This window comes from Ectobacillus ponti, from assembly GCF_024294785.1.
GTDB classification, from domain to species: domain Bacteria; phylum Bacillota; class Bacilli; order Bacillales; family Bacillaceae_G; genus Ectobacillus; species Ectobacillus ponti.
Genome location: NZ_JANCLT010000005.1, coordinates 134,946 through 150,626 on the forward strand (window position 1 = coordinate 134,946; position 15,681 = coordinate 150,626).

General features: G+C 50.9%; 13 protein-coding genes. 10 read left to right on the forward strand and 3 right to left on the reverse strand.

What is annotated here, in order from left to right:
- Positions 1–5: 5 nt before the first annotated feature.
- Positions 6–1,298 carry a glycoside hydrolase family 18 protein gene (locus NK662_RS11345; RefSeq protein ID WP_254759051.1) on the reverse strand — a complete coding sequence of 431 codons (1,293 nt, stop codon included), beginning with the start codon at positions 1,296–1,298 and terminating at the stop codon, positions 6–8.
- Between the two features lie 109 nt (positions 1,299–1,407).
- Between NK662_RS11345 and NK662_RS11350 the strand changes: the two genes are divergently transcribed.
- Positions 1,408–1,827, forward strand: a complete 420-nt coding sequence (locus tag NK662_RS11350; RefSeq protein WP_254759052.1) for an acyl-CoA thioesterase — start codon at positions 1,408–1,410, stop codon at positions 1,825–1,827.
- 45 nt (positions 1,828–1,872) lie between these two features.
- On the opposite strand, the gene NK662_RS11355 is transcribed toward NK662_RS11350, so the two are convergent.
- Both NK662_RS11355 and plsY read right to left on the reverse strand, forming a co-directional pair.
- Positions 1,873–2,169 (reverse strand): HesB/YadR/YfhF family protein, encoded by a 297-nt coding sequence (locus NK662_RS11355; protein WP_254759250.1) that lies wholly within the window; start codon positions 2,167–2,169, stop codon positions 1,873–1,875.
- An 88-nt stretch (positions 2,170–2,257) separates the two neighbouring features.
- On the reverse strand, positions 2,258–2,842 hold the full coding sequence (gene plsY, locus NK662_RS11360) for a glycerol-3-phosphate 1-O-acyltransferase PlsY (protein WP_254759053.1): 585 nt from the start codon (positions 2,840–2,842) through the stop codon (positions 2,258–2,260).
- Positions 2,843–3,209: 367 nt separating this feature from the next.
- On the opposite strand from plsY, the gene NK662_RS11365 reads away from it, so the two are divergent.
- The 9 genes from NK662_RS11365 (at position 3,210) to NK662_RS11405 (ending at position 15,681) form a co-directional block, all read left to right on the forward strand.
- Positions 3,210–3,890, forward strand: a complete 681-nt coding sequence (locus NK662_RS11365) for a response regulator transcription factor (protein ID WP_254759054.1) — start codon at positions 3,210–3,212, stop codon at positions 3,888–3,890.
- Positions 3,891–4,025: 135 nt separating this feature from the next.
- Positions 4,026–5,210 (forward strand): S1C family serine protease, encoded by a 1,185-nt coding sequence (locus NK662_RS11370; protein ID WP_254759055.1) that lies wholly within the window; start codon positions 4,026–4,028, stop codon positions 5,208–5,210.
- A 70-nt stretch (positions 5,211–5,280) separates the two neighbouring features.
- Positions 5,281–5,694 carry a CoA-binding protein gene (locus NK662_RS11375; RefSeq protein WP_254759056.1) on the forward strand — a complete coding sequence of 138 codons (414 nt, stop codon included), beginning with the start codon at positions 5,281–5,283 and terminating at the stop codon, positions 5,692–5,694.
- A gap of 431 nt (positions 5,695–6,125) precedes the next feature.
- The gene (gene parE / locus NK662_RS11380) at positions 6,126–8,090 is read left to right on the forward strand and encodes a DNA topoisomerase IV subunit B (protein ID WP_254759251.1); all 1,965 of its coding nucleotides are present in this window, start codon (positions 6,126–6,128) and stop codon (positions 8,088–8,090) included.
- 1 nt (position 8,091) lies between these two features.
- Positions 8,092–10,509 (forward strand): DNA topoisomerase IV subunit A, encoded by a 2,418-nt coding sequence (gene parC / locus NK662_RS11385; protein ID WP_254759057.1) that lies wholly within the window; start codon positions 8,092–8,094, stop codon positions 10,507–10,509.
- 166 nt (positions 10,510–10,675) lie between these two features.
- Positions 10,676–11,878 (forward strand): branched-chain amino acid ABC transporter substrate-binding protein, encoded by a 1,203-nt coding sequence (locus NK662_RS11390; protein ID WP_254759058.1) that lies wholly within the window; start codon positions 10,676–10,678, stop codon positions 11,876–11,878.
- Positions 11,879–12,168: 290 nt separating this feature from the next.
- A complete protein-coding gene (locus NK662_RS11395; protein ID WP_254759252.1) occupies positions 12,169–13,344 on the forward strand; it encodes a branched-chain amino acid ABC transporter substrate-binding protein in 1,176 nt (391 codons plus the stop codon).
- Between the two features lie 59 nt (positions 13,345–13,403).
- Complete coding sequence (locus NK662_RS11400; protein ID WP_254759059.1) at positions 13,404–14,390, forward strand: branched-chain amino acid ABC transporter permease; 987 nt, start codon at positions 13,404–13,406, stop codon at positions 14,388–14,390.
- 10 nt (positions 14,391–14,400) lie between these two features.
- Complete coding sequence (locus tag NK662_RS11405; RefSeq protein ID WP_254759060.1) at positions 14,401–15,681, forward strand: branched-chain amino acid ABC transporter permease; 1,281 nt, start codon at positions 14,401–14,403, stop codon at positions 15,679–15,681.

Below are 15,681 nucleotides of genomic sequence, written 5' to 3' on the forward strand. Positions count from 1 at the left end.
ACGTGTCAGCCTTTCTTGGTGATCGTAAAGTTCTCGTTCAGCAGGCGCCAGTTTTGCGGGAAAGGCAGGCCGATTTTCCAGTAGCTGATGCCGCGCACACCCTGCTCCTTTATCAAGTTGAACTTTGCCTGCACGGAGCGGGCATCTTCAAACCATACCTCATGCTGCCGGCCTTGTTCATCGGTATAGCGGAAGGTCGGTGCCTGCGCAATGAAGTCATAGCGGATCGGAACGTTGTACTTGCGGGCAAGCGCTACGGCGGCAACGGAGCTGACCGCTTTCGCCGGCGGATTGCCCGGGCGGTATGGCAATGTCCAATCGAATCCGTATAAGTTCTGGCCCATCATAATCTTGCTTGCCGGCATTTGGGACTTTGCATACTGCAGCACCTGCTTGATCGGCCCGATTGGGGATACAGCCTGCGGCGGCCCGCCCTGCCAGCCCCAATCGTATGTCATCAGAACCACAAAATCCACAATCTGCCCCTGTCCCGGATAATCATGCGCCTCATAATAACGCCCTGTCTGTTTGGAGCTTGTTTTCGGCGCAAGTGCCGTGCTCAGCATATACCCTTCCGGCAGGCGTGCTTTTATGTTTCTTAAAAACTGATTGTACGCTTCCCTGTCTGTATCTGCCACATCTTCAAAATCAAAGTGCACGTCTCTCATATTATAGCGTTGGGCCAACTGCAGAATGTTCGTGATAAAGCGCTGCTGGATTTGAGCATCATTCAGCAGGATGCTGGCTAATTCTGTACTGAAGCCCCCATTCTCAATATCGGAAATAACCATCATGGGAATGACGCGCTGCGCCCGGGCAATCTCCAGTATATCGGCCAATCCTGTCGGCTCCTTCAGTGTGCCGTCCCGGCGCGGCTCAAAGCTGAAATGGGCCAGATATGTCAGATATGGACTGGCGGCCCGTGCTGAAACAAGCAGGCTTTCTTTGATCGGGATGGAAAATGGCTGTACATAAGCAATGGATTCAACAGCTCGCTTTGCCCCTCTTGGAACATAGAGGCGTTGCCCGACCTGCAGCATGGCATTTAACGATAAGCTGTTGGAATTCGCCAGTGAGGCCACCGGCACATTATAGGTTTGGGCAATTTTATAGAGGCTGTCGCCAGGCTGGACATAATAGACATTTCCGGGTGTATTGACAATGAGCGCCTGCCCGACCACGAGCGTTTGCGCCGCATTCAAACCGTTATCCTGCACGATGGTGTCAATGGAAGTGCCGTACGTCTGGGCCAGTTTATATAAGGTATCGCCGCTTTGGACGACTGCAATCTGCAGCATGCTTCTCACCCTCCCAAGGGAAAAGATACGTCGCTTCTATTTTATTTTTCTGCGTCTTGTACTATGATGAATGATATGGAAACATTGCAAGGAGAAGGAGACTGGCAGCATGCATATTGCAGAAAAAATTGTAGAAATCCGTTACGCAGAAACGGATCAAATGGGAGTCGTCTATCATGCCAATTATGTGATTTGGCTGGAACTTGGCCGCACACAGCTGATTGACGAACTCGGCTTATCCTATGTGCAGATGGAGGAGGAGGGCATTGTTTCTCCGGTCCTGGATTTGCAGGTGCAGTATCGCAAAGCCATGCGGTATGGGGAGAAAGCCATCGTAAAAACCTGGGTTGAGGCATTGAATCCGCTGCGGGTTGTGTACGGCTACGAAATTTATAATGAGCAGGGGGACCTGTGCATCACCGCAAATACAACCAATATTTTGGTGAAGAAGGATACGTTCCGGCCTGTTTCCTTTAAGAAGCTCTATCCAGAGTGGTATGAAGTATATGAACAAGCGAAGAAGCAGTAAAAGCGTGCCGCGGCACGCTTTTTTCTATGGCAGGAAGGCTCCTCTTCAGCCTGCTTTCTGGTATGAAAACTGCGGGTACTCATCACCGCTGCTGTATGTAACAGATAAGTCATGGCCTTCGAAATACCACTCATCATCCTGTTCAATAAAAAAGGAGATGTCATCCACTGTTGCTTTCGCTGCAGGCAGCGCAGGCGTATCTTGGCGGATGCCGAGCGAAAATCCCTTTTGCAGCGTACTGTAGCCTCCGTACTGTACAAAGAAGCGCAGCGCATCCCCTGCTTGCAAGTGAAGCTCTTCACGATACCAGCGGGCGGCATCCTTTGAAACCGAAATCTTCATCATGTATCCCTCCATAATCTCCAGTATACAAAATAACATAGGCAGGCTCTACTTATATACTTTCGTAAACCAACCTATGTTATGAATACTACTTTTTCAGCTTTACCTTCGGCTCCGTGCCGGCCATAATCCGCTTAATGTTGGCCCTGTGCCGGTAAATGAGAAACAGGGCAATAAAGGAAATGGCGACAATGAGCGGCTTGTCTCCCTCCAGACAGGCCAGAATGACAGCCGCCACCGCTGTCAGCATGGAAGACAGGGAGACATATTTTGTCGTAAACAGCAGCGTCAGAAATACAACCAGCAAAATCAGAAACATAAGCGGCTGATAGGCAAGCAATACACCGGCTGTCGTTGCGACAGCCTTTCCGCCGCGAAACTTGGCAAACACCGGATAGACATGTCCGATGATTGCCGCCAGGCCGAACCAAAGCATGTGCAGGTCCAAGCTGAACAGGAGCGGAAGAGACGCAGCCAGGGTGCCCTTTAAGATATCTGCCAGCGTGACAATAAAACCAGCCTTCTTCCCCAAAATCCGGAAGGTGTTTGTCCCGCCGAGGTTGCCGCTGCCATGCTCGCGTATGTCAATGCCATATCCCGCTTTGCCGACGATGAGCGCAGACGGGATGGACCCGAGCAGGTAGGCGGCCAGCAATAATATGTATGTAAGCATAAATCCAATTCTCCTTTAAAATCATGAATTTTTCCAGTCAGCTGCTCTATTTTTCCTATCTATTGTACCATATAACCAAAAAGTTAGAAGTCGTTTTTTCCGCGTAATGTGTGTCGAATGCTCCGCCATCATGCCATATCTGGTGCGGGAAGGAATTTTTGCATACAGGAAAAGTAAGAGCCATATCGAGAGGTGCACAGGGGGGCAGCGGAAGAAATTCTATGCTCGGCAAATGCGGATATGCTAGAATGATTGCAGTATGTCCGCACTAGTGTGGGCGGCGGGCTTTAACGGGAAAACCGGAAACCCGTGCTGCCATTTCGCAGCGGCAATGCAAGCATTTTAGATCAACAGGGAGGCGTATGGATTGAACGGAAAGACCGTACTGCTTGTCGAGGATGAACACCGGCTTCGGGAAATCGTCAGAGATTATTTTGTGAAAGAGGGCTTTGAAGTGCTGGAGGCCGAAGACGGCAAGCAAGCTCTGCTGCAATTTGAACAGCATCATATAGATTTGATTGTACTGGACATCATGCTGCCGGAAATGGACGGCTGGTCCGTATGCCGCCGCATCCGAAAGGAATCGGGCGTGCCCATTATCATGCTGACAGCACGCTCGGATGAGGAGGACACCCTGCTTGGGTTTGAGATGGGGGCGGATGAGTATGTGACAAAGCCCTTCAGCCCCAAGGTGCTGGTGGCGCGGGCCAAAACCCTGCTGAAGCGGGCGGAACGAGCAGGCGGGCAGCCGGATGAGCATGTGCTGTCGCTCTGCGGCATTGAGGTGAACAAGCTGTCGCGTACCGTTATGATGGATGGGAGAGACATTATCCTGACTCATAAGGAGTTTGAGCTGCTGCTGTACTTGATGGAGCACAAAGGGATTGTCCTGTCCCGGCAGCATCTCTTGGACCAGCTGTGGGGGTATGATTATTACGGAGACGACCGCACAGTGGATACGCATATCAAAAAGCTGCGCAGCAAGCTGGGCGATAAGGCGGCCCATATTGCCACCGTGATCCGGGCCGGCTATAAATTTGAGGAATAGCAGGGAGATGCGTTTTCCCATCATTTTGGCTACAATGGGAATACAGAAAGTTTTTTGTATTTCACGGCAAGTTCACAATGAATTCACAGGTGGCAGGTACACTGTAAATATGATAAAACAGGAAGGAGATTTGAAATGGGATACTACGATGACACAGAAATGTCCAGATATGAAGATAAGAAGCAGAGCAGCAGAAAAGGTTACTTTTTCTCCGGTCTGGTTGGTGCGGTGGTGGGTGCTGTCGGCATTTCGCTGGCTGCCCCGTATGTTCCCGTTTTTAATCAAGTGAACCAGGCGAGGCAAGTGCAGCAAACGGAAGGAACAGCGGTGCCGGTTGTACAAAGCTCAAAGCCGACAGACCTTGCCGGCATGATTCAAGGGGCAAAGGAGGCAGTGGTCGGCGTCATTAATTACCAGTCCTCCGACCCATTCTCCGCTAACGTGCAAGAGGCGGGAAAAGGCTCCGGCGTGATTTACAAAAAGGCAGGAAGCAAAGCGCTGATCGTGACGAATAATCATGTGGTGCAAGGGGCAAAGCAGCTGGAGGTCAAGCTGGACAGCGGCAAAAAGGTAACAGCCAAGCTCATTGGCACAGACCAGCTGCTGGATTTGGCTGTTGTGGAAATAGACGGGACTGATGTGAAGAAGGTGGCGACATTGGGCAATTCCGATAACGTACGTGTCGGAGAAACGGCCATTGCCATCGGAAATCCGCTTGGTCTGGAGGGGACGGTTACAGAGGGCATCATCAGCAGCAAGGACCGGGAAATTCCAGTGGATTTGGACCAGGACGGCAACCCTGACTGGGATGCACAGGTACTGCAGACGGATGCTTCCATCAATCCGGGAAACAGCGGCGGCGCCCTGCTGAACGCGAATGGCGAAGTCATCGGCATCAATTCCAGCAAAATTGCCCAGGAGGAAGTAGAAGGCATCGGCTTTGCCATTCCGATTAATCTCGCAAAGCCGATTATGGAATCCATTGAGAAGTACGGCAAGGTGCAGCGTCCGTTCGTTGGCGTGCAGCTGCGTTCGCTCGGAGAACTGCCAAACTATGTGGTTGACCGTCTGAAGCTGCCAAAGGAAATTACAAGCGGCGTGCTGATTCTGCAGACAACATTAAATTCCCCGGCGGCAAAGGCCGGACTGAAGGAGTATGACGTCATCACAGCTCTTGATAATGAGCAGATTGCTTCCGCCGCGCAGTTCCGCAAGTATTTGTATACGAAAAAGAAGATCGGTGACACTATGAAAATCACCTTCTATCGTGACGGCCAAAAGCTGGAGCAGCAGGTTACACTGGAATCCGGCTCCAATTAACAAGAAGGAAAGCCGCTTCATTTGAAGCCGCTTTCCTTCTTTTGTATACTGGAGAAAAGGAGTGAGGAAAATGGCCATTCAAAACCCGACGCGCGCCGAAATCGGCGACATTTTAAAGCGAAGCAAAACCATTGCGGTGGTCGGCTTGTCCGATAATCCGGACCGCACGTCCTACATGGTGTCCAAGGCTATGCAGGATGCGGGATATCGCATCATCCCGGTCAATCCGAATGCGGAGTACATATTGGGAGAGAAGTCTTACAAAGTGCTGACCGATATTCAGGAGCATGTGGATATTGTCAATGTGTTCCGCCGCTCCGAGCATTTGATGGGCGTGGCAGAGGAATTTGTGCAAATTGATGCTGATGTGTACTGGGCCCAGTTAGGTTTGGCTGATGAGGCTGCCTATGAGTTTTTGCGGGAAAAGGGCTATACCGTCATTATGGACCGCTGCATTAAGGTCGAGCATGCCTTGACGAAGTAAAAAGCTGCCTGCTGCAGCTTTTTTCCTTTTTGTCTGCCAAAGTCCGTTGCGGCTGTTCGCGGTTGACGGGAGCAGAAAGTTCAGGGCTTTCCGGGAATGCAGCGGAAATTCGACAGAATGCAAAGCACGCGCTTCACCTTGTCATGATTTGCCGAAAAAATTTTTGGGGGACTGGGGAAGGGAAGGAAAAGGCGCGAAAAAAGGTGAAATCCCCAGTCTGAATCAAGGCTTCGGCCTTTCAGAGGCCAGCCGGCAGATTGACAAATGGTTGGTTTTCTGAAATAGTAGCGTAAAGGAATCCTTGTCAGCAACAAGGATTTTTGTTTTCCATCTTGTATATTTTATACAGAGTCCCTTGTCAAACAGAAAAGAGACTTGTATGCTATAATAGAAACATATGTTCTGATAGTGGGAAGGAAAGGGGAATGGATTTGACACAGCCTCAGTTTCAGTATGATGAAGACGCCATCCAGGTGCTGGAGGGTCTTGAAGCTGTCCGCAAACGTCCGGGAATGTACATTGGCAGTACAGACAACCGCGGGCTGCACCACCTGGTTTACGAAATTGTAGATAACTCCGTGGATGAAGCGCTTGCCGGCTTCGGAAATGAGATTATTGTAACGATACATAAAGATAACAGCATTAGTGTAGAAGACAAAGGGCGCGGCATGCCAACCGGAATGCACAAGCTTGGCAAACCAACGCCTGAGGTCATTTTAACCGTCCTGCACGCCGGCGGTAAGTTCGGCCAGGGCGGCTATAAGACAAGCGGCGGCTTGCACGGCGTCGGGGCCTCAGTTGTGAACGCGCTTTCAGAATGGCTCGTGGTCACGATCAAGCGCGACGGCGCCATTTCCCGGCAGCGCTTTGAGAATGGCGGGCAGCCGGTTACAACACTGGAGAAAATTGGAACAACGAAGCAGACCGGAACGAAGATTCATTTTAAGCCGGATACATCCATTTTCAGCACAACAAACTTTCACTATGACACGTTAAGTGAACGCCTGCGCGAGTCTGCCTTTTTGCTAAAGGGCATGAAAATTACGCTCAGGGATGAACGGAATGACCTGGAGGACATCTTCCACTATGAAACAGGAATTCAAGCGTTTGTTTCCTACTTGAATGAAGAGCGTGACTCCATTCATGAGGTCGTGTTCTTTGAGGGGACGCAGTCTGAGATTGAAGTGGAGGTTGCCTTCCAATTCAATGATGGCTATTCCGAGAATATCTTATCCTTTGTCAATAACGTGCGGACAAAGGACGGCGGCACGCATGAAGCCGGCTTTAAAACGGCGATGACACGTGCCTTTAACGAGTATGCCCGCAAAATCGGGCAATTGAAGGAAAAGGACAAGAATCTGGAAGGATCTGATATCCGGGAGGGCTTATCGGCAATCGTTTCCGTCCGCATTCCTGAGGGGCTGCTGCAATTTGAAGGGCAGACGAAGGGGAAGCTTGGCACAAGCGAAGCGCGTTCCGCTGTAGATTCGTTTGTTTCGGAAAACCTATCTTATTTTCTGGAGGAAAATCCGGATACAGCCTCTTTGTTAATTAAAAAAGCGATTAAAGCGTTCCAAGCACGGGAAGCAGCAAGAAAGGCCCGTGAAGAGGCGCGCGGCGGCAAAAAGAAAAAGCGTTCCGAGGCATCGCTCAGCGGCAAGCTGACGCCTGCCCAATCCCGTAACCCGAACAAAAATGAACTGTATCTGGTGGAGGGGGACTCTGCCGGCGGCTCAGCCAAGCAGGGGCGCGACCGGCGTTTTCAGGCGGTGCTCCCGCTGCGGGGAAAGGTGATCAATACGGAAAAGGCCAAGCTGTCCGATATCTTCAAAAATGAGGAAATCAATACGATTATCCATGCAATCGGCGGCGGCGTCGGCCCGGACTTTTCTGTGGAGGATATCAATTATGACAAGATTGTCATTATGACCGATGCGGATACAGACGGGGCCCACATTCAAGTCCTGCTCCTGACCTTCTTCTACCGGTACATGAAGCAGCTGATTGAAGCGGGTAAGGTATATATTGCCCTGCCGCCGCTTTATAAGGTCAGCAAAGGCACGGGCAAGAAGGAAGTGATCGAGTATGCATGGTCTGATGAAGAGCTGCAGACCGTCCTGAAGAAAATGGGCAAGGGCACAGTCATCCAGCGCTATAAGGGCCTCGGTGAAATGAATGCGGACCAGCTGTGGGACACAACGATGAATCCGGACACGAGAACGCTGATCCGGGTGAAAATTGATGATGCCGCCCGTGCGGAGCGCCGCGTTACGACTCTTATGGGCGACAAGGTGGAGCCGCGCCGCAAATGGATTGAGCGCAATGTGCAATTTGGCATGCAGGAAGAAGGAAATATTTTAGAAAATGAAATGATTACCGCAACGGAGGTGGAGTAACATGCAGGCTGAGAAATTTCATGACCTCCCGTTGGAAGATGTGATTGGCGACCGGTTTGCCCGTTATAGTAAGTATATTATTCAGGACCGTGCGCTGCCGGATGCGCGGGACGGTCTTAAGCCGGTGCAGCGCCGTATTCTCTACTCGATGTATGCAGAGGGGAATCTGCATGACAAGCCGTTCCGCAAAGCCGCCAAGACGGTTGGTAACGTAATTGGTAACTATCATCCGCACGGAGATTCCTCTGTGTATGAAGCGATGGTGCGCCTGAGCCAGGACTGGAAGCTGCGCAACGTGCTTGTGGAGATGCACGGCAACAATGGGAGCATCGACGGCGACCCGGCAGCCGCCATGCGTTATACGGAAGCGCGGCTGTCCCCGATTGCGGCAGAGCTGCTTCGGGACATTGACAAGCGTACAGTGGAGTTTGTACCGAACTTCGATGACACAAGCGAGGAGCCGGTTGTGCTGCCGGCTATGTTCCCGAACCTCCTTGTGAACGGTTCAACAGGGATTTCCGCTGGATATGCGACAGAAATTCCTCCGCACCATCTTGGCGAGGTCATCGACGCTGCCATTATGCGGATTGACCAGCCGGCTTGTACGGTGGACGATTTGCTGACGGTCATCAAAGGCCCGGACTTTCCAACCGGCGGCATTATGCAGGGAGCGGACGGGATTAAGCGCGCCTACGAAACAGGGCGCGGCAAAATTATCATTCGCGGCCGGGCCGCTATTGAGGATATGAAGTCCGGCCGGCAGCAAATCGTTGTCAGCGAAATTCCGTTTGAGGTAAATAAAGCAAATCTTGTGCGGAAAATTGACGAACTGCGCCTGGACAAGAAGCTCGAAGGCATCTCCGAGGTGCGGGATGAAACAGACCGGACCGGGCTGCGCGTTGTCATTGAGCTGAAGAAGGATGCAAATGCTGCCGGTATTTTGAATTATTTGTATAAAAATACAGAGCTGCAGGTGCCATATAACTTTAATATGGTGGCCATTTACAACCGCCGCCCGAAGCTGATGAGCCTGCCGCAAATTTTGGACGCTTATATTGCCCATCAGCGTGAGATTGTGACCAACCGTTCGCAGTATGAGCTGGAGAAGGCGGAAGCGCGCCAGCACATTGTAGATGGACTGATGAAGGCACTTTCCATTCTTGATGAAGTCATTGCCACGATCCGCGCATCCAAGGATAAGCGGAATGCGAAGGACAATCTGATTGAGGCCTTTGCTTTTACAGAACCGCAGGCGGAAGCCATTGTCTCCTTGCAGCTGTACCGTTTGACGAATACGGACATTACCGCGTTGCAGAAGGAAGCAGATGAGCTGCGCCAAAAAATCGACGAGCTGCAGGCCATTTTGGGCAGTGAGCGAAAGCTGCTGGCCGTGATCAAAAACGAGCTGAAGCGGGTAAAGAAGACATACGCGGATGAACGCCGCACCACTGTGGAGGAAGAAATCCAGGATATTAAAATTGATATGGAAGTCATGATTCCCCAGGAGGACGTCATTGTAACAGTGACGAAGGACGGCTATGTGAAGCGGACAAGCTGGCGTTCCCATAATGCCTCTAACGGCAAGGATTTCGGCATGAAGGAGAGCGACCGTCTGCTGCGCCGGTTCGATATTAATACAACAGATACGCTGCTTCTGTTCACGAACAAGGGAAATTACATCTATCTCCCTGTCTATGAAATTCCGGATATCCGCTGGAAGGATATGGGGCAGCATGTTGCCAACATTGTATCGCTGGAGAAGGACGAGAGCCTGCTGGAGGCTGTTCCTGTACAAAGCTTTGAGGAAGATCCACGCTTCTTGGTGTTTGTCACCAAAAATGGAATGGTGAAGAAAACAGAGCTGAAGCAATATAAGGTACAGCGTTATTCCAGAGCCCTTGTGGCCGTCAATGTCAAGGGAGACGATGAGGTCGTCAGCATCCATACCACGGATGGGGCGAAGCTGCTCATGCTGCTGACGCATGCCAACTATGCGCTGCTGTTCCATGAGCAGGAGGTGGCGCCGGTCGGCGTCCGGGCGGCTGGCGTGAAAGGCATCAGCCTGAAGGATGGAGACTATGTGGCTGCTGCCATGCCGGTGGAGACAGGAGATGAGCTTGTCATTGTCACCCAGCGCGGCGGCGTGAAGCGGATGCGGGTGAAAGAGGTGGAATTGTCCTCACGCGCCAAGCGCGGCACGGTCATTTTCAAGGAAGTGAAAACAAATCCGTACCGCATTGTCGGTGCGGAGCGGGTACAGCCGAATGAAGTCCTGTATATGCGGACGGAGCGGAATGTAACGGAACAGCTTGATCCGCAAACGTTAAAAGCAAAGGACCGCAACAGCAACGGAAGCCTGGTGCTTGATACAAGCGAAGCCGGAGCAGTTGTTGAAGTATGGAAGGATCAGCGTGAATAGAAGAGAGACCCGGACAGCACGCTGTCCGGGCTTTTTTATGTGTTTTCAAATTTTACGTACCATCTGTCGAAAAATATAAAGCCACACAGTGTTGTACAAACAGTGAAATATCATGTATCATTTAACTAAATATTTTAAAAATTTAAAAAACAAAGGAGGATGAACAATGATTTTGAAGAAAAGTATGGCATTTGTCCTGTCCACGTCTCTCTTGCTTGGTGTACTGGCCGGCTGCGGCACGAAAACTGAGCAAACATCCGGCACAGCTTCCGGTGGCGGCAAAGTAATTAAAGTGGTTACACAATCCCCGCTGTCCGGCGGTTCTGCCACACAGGGCGAAGCCATTAAGCTTGGTGCGCAATTGCAGGTGGAGAAGCAGAAGGAAGAATTCAAGAAGCTTGGCTTTGAGCTGCAGCTTGTTCCTTATGATGACCAGGCTGATCCGAAGAAGGGGGTTGCCAATGCGCAGCTGATCGGCGCGGATAAGGATGTTCTTGGGGTGGTCGGCCATATGAACTCCGGTGTTGCCATTCCATCTTCTGAAGTGTACGAGAAAAATAGCCTTGTCATGGTGTCCCCGACAAACACAGCAACGGACGTAACGGACCGCAAGCTGAAGGTTGTAAACCGGATTTGCGCGCGTGATGACTTCCAGGGTCCGGCAGGTGCGGACTACGCGGTAAGCAAGCTGGGCGGCAAAAACATTTTCATCGTGGATGATAAGACGGCATACGGCACAGGCCTTGCCAAAGCCTTCAAGGAAGCTGTAGAGAAAAAAGGCGCGACAGTAGTCGGCTATGAGTCCATTACAGTTGGCGAAAAGGACTTCAATGGCGTATTGAACAAGGCAGTGGCAAAGAAGCCTGATCTGATTTTCTTCGGTGGCTTGTACGCTGAGGGCGGTTTGTTGATCAAGCAGGCGCGTGAAAAGGGCTTGAATGTTCCAGTCATGGGCGGTGACGGCTTTGACTCCGCAACCCTGGTGGAAATTGCCGGTCCAGCGATTAAGAATACCTTCTACACATCCATTGCAGCCGATGTAACGACGTTTGAAAAGGGCAAGCAATTTGCAGATGAGTACAAGACGAAGTTCGGCAAGAGCATCGAAGGCTACTCTGCATACGGCTATGATGCAATGGGCGTATTGCTGCAGGGTCTGAAGGATGCAATCAAGGCAAACAGCGATAAGCTGCCATCCCGTGAGCAGGTGCGCGATGCGGTGCGCAAAATCAGCAATTTCGAAGGTGTGGTAACGAAGGTTGGCTTTGACAGCAAAGGCGACAACAAGTTCGCAAAGGTATACATTTATAAATTCGATGACCAGAAGTATCCTGGCAAGCAGGACGGCGAAATCGAAAATAAGCAGTAAGAGTGAAAGGGGGAAAGCTCCCGGAACTGCACAGCAGTCGGGGGAGCTTTTCCCTTTTTTGAGGGAGCGCCGGAACATGTGAAACAAGCAAGCTGCTGAATGAGTGCAAACGGCGGCTTTGCGCCATTCATTCCTGAAATCAGACATCCAATATGTTTTGTCGAAATTTCTTTTTCTAAAAAAGGTTGTCATTTTCTACAATAACGATTATCATTTTCTTAAAATATTATAAATTTTCTAAAAATTAAAACAGAGAGAATGAAAGGGTGGGTACATTGCTGAAAAAGGGAATGACAATATTGGCTGCGGCCTCGCTGCTCCTGGCAGCGGGATGCGGCACGAAAACGGCCTCGACTTCCGGCGGGACAAGCAGTGAAGCAGGCAAGGTGATTAAGATTGCCACACAATCGCCGCTGTCAGGGGGAAGCGCCACTGTAGGCGAATCCATTAAGCTCGGCGCTCAATTCGCGCTGGAGGAGCAAAAGGCAGAATTTAAGAAGCTGGGCTTTGATCTGCAGCTGGTGCCATATGACGATCAAGGCGATCCGAAAAAGGGAGTAGCCAATGCGCAGTTGATTGGGGCAGATAAATCCATATTGGGTGTAATCGGCCACTACAACTCGGGAGTGGCAATTCCATCATCTGAAATATACGAAAAATATAGTGTGGCCATGGTATCACCTGCCAATACTGCCAATGACGTAACAGACCGCAAGCTGAAGACAGTAAACCGGATTGTGGCCCGTGATGATTTGCAGGGACCTGCGGGAGCAGACTACGCAGCGAAGGAATTGAAGGTAAAGAGTGTGTTCATCGTACAGGATAAGACAGCGTATGGAACAGGTATCGCAGAAGCCTTCAAGAAAGAAGCCGAGAAACAGGGAGTACAGGTAGTCGGCTTTGAAGGAATCACCATCGGAGAGAAGGACTTCAACGGTGTCATCAATCAAGTGCTGTCCAAGAAGCCGGATATGGTTTATTTTGGCGGCTTGTACACAGAGGGCGGACTCCTCATCAAGCAGGCGCGCCAAAAGGGCATCACAATCCCGATTATGGGCGGTGACGGCATGGATTCCTCCACGCTTGTCGAGATTGCCGGCGGTACCATTCAGAACACGTATTTCACCACAATGGCGACAGACCCGCGCAAAACGGACAAAGGCAAGCAATTTGCAGAGGATTATAAGAAGAAGTTCAACAAGGAGATCGAAGGCTACGCGGCGTACGGCTATGATGCAGCCGGCGTATATCTGAAGGGCCTGAAGCAGGCCATTCAGGATAACGGCAACAAGATGCCGACACGCGAACAAGTGCGTGATGCAGTCCGGAAGGTAAAGGATTATGAGGGAGTCGTCACAAAGGTGTCCTTCGATGAGAAAGGCGACAACAAATATGCAAAGGTGTATCTGTATAAATTTGATGCACCGAAATACCCAGGTGAGCAGGTCGGGGAAGTCAGCAAATAAAAGCTGGCTTCTCCACCGGCAAGCCGGAACAATAAAAGTGATGAAAGCGGGGGAACAACATGCTGGCAGAAATCTTGCATACATTGCCGCAAGTATTGATCGACGGCCTGACGCTCGGTGCGGTTTACGCGATCGTAGCGCTTGGCTACACGATGGTATACGGAATTTTGGAGCTCATCAACTTTGCTCACGGCGAAATCTTCATGACAGGTGCCTTCATCGGCACAGCAATCTTTTTAACCCTTGGCGGATTCGGCTGGTTTGCAGCGATGCCTGCGCTCGTGGCGCTCATTCTTGTACTGGTGGCCACATCGGCATTAACTGGATTTTTGGGAGTGGGCATTGAACGGGTTGCCTACCGCCCGCTTCGGAAAGCGCCAAAGCTCATTACCTTAATTACAGCTATTGGCGTTTCCTTCCTGCTTCAGGATCTGGTCCGTTTCGTGACAGAACTGAAAAAGGGCAATTACATCGTAACAGCTCCAACCATGTTCAGCGAACAAACAACAATAAAAGCATCTTCTGTCCTGTCTGTTTTCAACAATGCACAAATCAAATCATCTTCTATCATCCTCATTGTAATAGGAATCATCATGATGGTTGCATTGGACTTCTTCGTCAATAAAACAAAGTGGGGCATGGCCATGCGTGCGGTGGCACAAGACCGCGAAACGGCGGCGCTGATGTCCATCAACGTAAATAAGGTCATTTCTTTAACCTTCTTCCTCGGATCCGCGCTCGGCGGCGCAACAGGTGTGCTGTTTGCGGTACAATACGGCACAATTGATCCGTATATTGGCTTCATCCTTGGGTTGAAGGCCTTCACGGCCGCGGTTATGGGCGGCATCGGCAACATCCGCGGCGCCATGGTGGGCGGCATTCTGCTGGGTGTGCTGGAGATGTTTGCGGCAGCCAACCTGTCCATTCTGTCTCACGGGATATTCGGCGCAGAATACAAGGACGTATTCGCCTTCGCCATCCTGATCATCGTCCTGATTTTCAAGCCGGAAGGATTATTTGGAAAAGCAGTTACAGAGAAAGTGTAGGTGGATACGGATGAAAACATTACTTTTACGCATACAAGAAAACAAAATGCTCCAGGCCGTTTTATTTGCCCTGTACGTCATCGTAACATCTGCGAGCCTGTACTTGGCGCAAAAATCAGTAACAGCCTTTCTCCTGCTGCTCGGGTCGCTGCTCTTATTGTACTATACGGGCTTTACAACGAAGGTGAAATGGGCCATCGGGCTTCTCGTGATGTTTGTCCTGCTTCCGGTGACGGCAAGCGGTGGGCCTGCTTACGAGTCCTACATGGAAGTAGCGACGCTTGTCGGCATTTATGTCGCCATGGCGCTTGGATTGAACATCGTAGTCGGCTTTGCCGGGTTGCTTGATTTGGGATTTGTGGCGTTCTTCGCAGTGGGAGCTTACACATACGGGATTTTCACAACTGCCCAGGCCAGCAACTTCATGCCGTTCGGCCACTATCCGCTGTCCGGCGGCAGCTTCTGGGTGTTCATCTTCATTGGCTGCTTTATCGCCGCGTTGTTCGGTGTCCTGCTCGGGATTCCGGTTTTGCGGGTCAAGGGAGACTACCTGGCCATCGTTACACTCGGCTTCGGGGAAATCATCCGGATTGTGTTCAACAACCTGGATAAGCCTTTGAATATTACAAACGGCGCGATGGGCCTGGCTTCCATCAAGCCGCCGGTGCTGTTTGGTTTCGTGCTGAACAACTCCAGCCAGTTTTACTTTATAGTGCTGGTGATTCTGCTGTTTGTTATCTTTGCTGTAAAACGCTTGGAATACTCCAAGATCGGCCGTTCCTGGAAGGCGGTGCGCGAAAATGAGATTGCCGCGCAGGCCATGGGAATCCATCTTGTCCGCACCAAGCTGTTGGCCTTCGCAATCGGCGCTTCCTTCTCCGGAATGATGGGTGTCGTCTTTGCTGCCAAGCAAACCTTTATTGATCCAACCAGCTTCACGATGCAGGAATCCATCACAATCCTCGTTATGGTTATCCTGGGCGGAATGGGCAGTGTGCCGGGTGTTATTCTTGGCGCCGCCTTTATGACCATTTTGAACCTGCAGGTGCTGACGGAAATGACAAACTGGCTGAACCAGCTGAGTCTGAATGGCATCTTCACCATTCCGGATGCGCTGTCTCCGGCAAAAATGCAACGCTTCATTTTCGGCGGCATCCTCGTGCTGTTCGCGCTGTATCGCCCGCAGGGACTCATTCCGGCTAAGAATCCGAAGTTTGATGAAGAGGAATTGAAAGCGGCGCCGCCGGCAGCCGGCAAAGCAGCAGCAGAAGAAAAAGCATTCGGGGCATAA

Excerpts from the sequence above, each read along its gene's own strand:
- NK662_RS11345 (WP_254759051.1), bottom strand. The coding sequence starts at position 1,298 with ATGCTGCAGATTGCAGTCGTCCAAAGCGGCGATACCTTATATAAACTG.
- NK662_RS11350 (WP_254759052.1), top strand. The coding sequence starts at position 1,408 with ATGCATATTGCAGAAAAAATTGTAGAAATCCGTTACGCAGAAACGGAT.
- NK662_RS11400 (WP_254759059.1), top strand. The coding sequence starts at position 13,404 with ATGCTGGCAGAAATCTTGCATACATTGCCGCAAGTATTGATCGACGGC.
- parC (WP_254759057.1), top strand. The coding sequence starts at position 8,092 with ATGCAGGCTGAGAAATTTCATGACCTCCCGTTGGAAGATGTGATTGGC.
- NK662_RS11370 (WP_254759055.1), top strand. The coding sequence starts at position 4,026 with ATGGGATACTACGATGACACAGAAATGTCCAGATATGAAGATAAGAAG.
- NK662_RS11355 (WP_254759250.1), bottom strand. The coding sequence starts at position 2,169 with ATGAAGATTTCGGTTTCAAAGGATGCCGCCCGCTGGTATCGTGAAGAG.
- NK662_RS11375 (WP_254759056.1), top strand. The coding sequence starts at position 5,281 with ATGGCCATTCAAAACCCGACGCGCGCCGAAATCGGCGACATTTTAAAG.
- NK662_RS11390 (WP_254759058.1), top strand. The coding sequence starts at position 10,676 with ATGATTTTGAAGAAAAGTATGGCATTTGTCCTGTCCACGTCTCTCTTG.
- NK662_RS11395 (WP_254759252.1), top strand. The coding sequence starts at position 12,169 with ATGACAATATTGGCTGCGGCCTCGCTGCTCCTGGCAGCGGGATGCGGC.
- plsY (WP_254759053.1), bottom strand. The coding sequence starts at position 2,842 with ATGCTTACATACATATTATTGCTGGCCGCCTACCTGCTCGGGTCCATC.
- NK662_RS11405 (WP_254759060.1), top strand. The coding sequence starts at position 14,401 with ATGAAAACATTACTTTTACGCATACAAGAAAACAAAATGCTCCAGGCC.